Source organism: Nonomuraea diastatica, from assembly GCF_004349015.1.
GTDB classification, from domain to species: Bacteria; Actinomycetota; Actinomycetes; order Streptosporangiales; family Streptosporangiaceae; genus Nonomuraea; species Nonomuraea diastatica.
Window position 1 is genome coordinate 1 of sequence record NZ_SMKP01000365.1, and the last position, 2,852, is coordinate 2,852.

Below are 2,852 nucleotides of genomic sequence, written 5' to 3' on the forward strand. Positions count from 1 at the left end.
GCGCTTCGGTGGCTGGTGGGGTGCGGGCGCAGATGGTGACGGTGGCGCCCGCGTCGTGGAAGGCCCTGGCGATGGCGGCGCCGATCCCCTTGGTGCCGCCTGTCACCAGGACGGCCTTGCCCGTGTAGTCGTAAGTCACGGTCACGGGTGCTACCGTACCAAGCAAGCGTTAGGTGCAACCAGGGAGTCGGGTTGGGGATCACGCTGCGGGCCGGGCCGATCGCGGAGGTCGTCGTGGACGTGCCACCGGTGAACGCGCTGACCGTACGGGCCTGGGAGGAACTGGCCGAGGCCGTACGGGCGGCCGGCCGCGATCCGGGCACCAGGGTGGTCGTGCTGCGTGCCGAGGGACACGGGTTCAACGCCGGAGTCGACATCAAGGAACTGCGGGACGCCAAGGGGCACGCGCGGCTGGTCGCGGTGAACCGGGCGTGTCATGCGGCGTTCGCGGCGGTCTATGGGTGCGCGGTGCCGGTGATCGCAGCCGTGCACGGCCACTGCCTGGGCGGCGGCGTCGGGCTGGCGGGCAACGCCGACGTGGTGGTGGCGAGCGACGACGCCTACTTCGGGCTGCCCGAGGTCGACCGGGGTGCGCTGGGCGCGGCCACGCACCTGGCCAGGCTCGTGCCGCGGCACCTGATGCGGGCCATGGTCTACACGTGCAGGAACGCCACGGCGGCCGAGTTGCACGCGTTCGGGTCGGTGCTGGAGGTGGTGCCGCGCGACCGGCTGCGCGACGCGGCGACCGAGGTGGCGGAGCAGATCGCCGCGAAGGACCCGTACGTGATCCGCTGCGCCAAGGAGTCGCTCAACGGCATCGACCCGGTGGACGTCAACCGCAGCTACCGCTTCGAGCAGGGCTTCACCTTCGAGCTGAACCTGATGGGCGCGGGCGACCGGCACAGGGAGCGGTTCGCATGACGAAGGTGGTGACGGCCGAGGAGGTCGCCGCTTCGGTGGAGAGCGGCATGACGGTCGGGATCGGCGGCTGGGGTTCGCGCCGCAAGCCGATGGCCCTCGTGCGCGCGATCCTCCGCTCCCCCGCCCGCGACCTCACGCTCATCTCGTACGGCGGCCCCGACGTCGGCATGCTCTGCGCGGCGGGGAAGGCGCGCAGGGTCGTGGCCCCGTTCGTCACGCTCGACTCCATCCCGCTGGAGCCGCACTTCCGCCGGGCCAGGCAGGCGGGGGCGATCGAGTTCACCGAGTACGACGAGGGCATGTTCATGTTCGGGCTGCTGGCGGCGGCGCACAGGCTGCCGTTCCTGCCGACGCGGGCGGGGCTGGGGTCGGACGTGATGCGGGTCAACCCGGGGTTGCGGACGGTCCGGTCACCGTACGCGGACGGGGAGGAACTGGTCGCGGTCCCGGCGCTGACGATGGACGTGGCGCTGGTGCACATGAACCGGGCTGACGCGCGGGGCAACGCGCAGTACCTGGGTCCCGACCCGTACCTCGACGACCTCTACGCCAAGGCGGCCGCGCGGTGTTACGTGTCGTGCGAGCGGGTGGTGGACAACCTGCTCAAGGAGGGCCCCCTGCAGTCGCTGCTGATCAGCCGGTCGATGGTCACGGGCGTCGTGGAGGCGCCCGGCGGGGCCGGGTTCACCTCGTGCGAGCCCGACTACGGGCGCGACGAGGCGCTCCAGCGGCGCTACGCGGAGACGCCATGGGAGGAGTTCGATGAGCGGCCCGATGAGCGGCCCGATGAGCGGCCCGATGAGCGGTAGGGCTGATGTGTGCGTGGTGGCGTGCGCGGAGGCGTTCAGGGGCGACGGGGAGATCCTGGCGGCCGGGATCGGCGGGGCGGTCACGGTGCTGGCGGCGCGGCTGGCGCGGCTGACGTTCGAGCCGGACCTGCTCACGCACGACGGCACCTGCCTGCTCACCGGCGACGTGCCCGCGCTGGGCGAGGCGCCGGAGGTGGTGGAGGGGTGGCTGCCGTTCCGCGAGCATCTGTGGCTGGTGCTGAACGGCCGCCGCCACGTCATGCTCGGGGCGAGCCAGATCGACCGGTACGGCAATACGAACATCTCCTGCATCGGCGACTGGGCCAGGCCCAAGGCGCAACTGCTGGGCGTGCGGGGCGCGCCGGGCAACACGCGGTGCGACCCGACGAGTTACTGGATCCCCCGGCACTCCCCCCGGGTGTTCGTGCCCGAGGTGGACATGGTCAGCGGGCTCGGCACCGACCGCGGGGCGTTCGCGTTGCGGCGGGTGGTGACGAACCTGGCCGTCCTGGACTTCGGCACACCTGACGGGTCGATGCGGCTGGTGTCGGTCCATCCGGGGGTGAGCGTGGACGAGGTGGTGGCGGCGACCGGGTTCGATCTCGACATCCCCCCGGACGTCCCCCGGACGCGGGAGCCGTCCGATGAGGAGCTGCTCGTCCTCGACCGGCTCGATCCGGCGCGCTCGCGCGACCGGGAGGTCGCCGCGTGAGGACCGCCCTGACCTCACTGACCGGCTGCCGGCATCCGATCGTGCAGACCGGCATGGGGTACGTCGCCGGCGCCCGGCTGGCGGCGGCCACCTCCCGGGCGGGCGGCCTGGGCGTGATCGGGGCGGCGACCATGTCCGTGCCCGAGATGACCGCCGCGATCAGGCGGGTGAAGGAGCGCACGGACGCGCCGTTCGGGGTCAACATTCGCTCCGACGCCGACGACGCCGCCGAACGGGCCGAGGTGATGGTCCGCGAGGGCGTACGGGTGGCGTCGTTCGCCATGGCGCCCAAGCGGGAGCTGATCGCCCGGCTCAAGGACGCGGGCGTGGTGACGATCCCGTCGGTGGGGGCGCTCCGGCACGCGGAGAAGGTGGCCGGGTGGGGGGCCGACGCGGTGATCGTGCAGGGA

At 72.6% G+C, this 2,852-nt stretch carries 5 protein-coding genes; 4 read left to right on the forward strand and 1 reads right to left on the reverse strand.

Features of this window, described 5'->3' with window-relative positions; genetic code table 11:
• Window positions 1-145 (reverse strand): SDR family NAD(P)-dependent oxidoreductase (locus E1294_RS51530; RefSeq protein WP_132520558.1); only part of this gene is annotated, 145 nt, incomplete at its 3' end.
• Between the two features lie 47 nt (window positions 146-192).
• Between E1294_RS51530 and E1294_RS51535 the strand changes: the two genes are divergently transcribed.
• The 4 genes from E1294_RS51535 to E1294_RS51550 form a co-directional block, all read left to right on the forward strand.
• Entirely contained in the window at window positions 193-921 is a 729-nt protein-coding gene (locus tag E1294_RS51535; protein WP_132520562.1) for an enoyl-CoA hydratase family protein, read from the forward strand.
• Window positions 918-1,730, forward strand: a complete 813-nt coding sequence (locus E1294_RS51540; RefSeq protein WP_132520565.1) for a CoA transferase subunit A — start codon at window positions 918-920, stop codon at window positions 1,728-1,730. Before E1294_RS51535 ends, E1294_RS51540 begins: the two co-directional genes overlap by 4 nt.
• A complete protein-coding gene (locus E1294_RS51545; protein WP_181958690.1) occupies window positions 1,720-2,442 on the forward strand; it encodes a CoA-transferase subunit beta in 723 nt (240 codons plus the stop codon). The genes E1294_RS51540 and E1294_RS51545 overlap by 11 nt, the downstream gene beginning before the upstream one ends.
• A partial coding sequence (locus E1294_RS51550) for an NAD(P)H-dependent flavin oxidoreductase (protein ID WP_132520568.1) occupies window positions 2,439-2,852 on the forward strand: 414 nt, incomplete at its 3' end. The genes E1294_RS51545 and E1294_RS51550, both read left to right, overlap by 4 nt.

Coding starts and splice junctions, on each gene's coding strand:
- E1294_RS51545 (WP_181958690.1), top strand. CDS start 1,720: ATGAGCGGTAGGGCTGATGTGTGCGTGGTGGCGTGCGCGGAGGCGTTC.
- E1294_RS51540 (WP_132520565.1), top strand. CDS start 918: ATGACGAAGGTGGTGACGGCCGAGGAGGTCGCCGCTTCGGTGGAGAGC.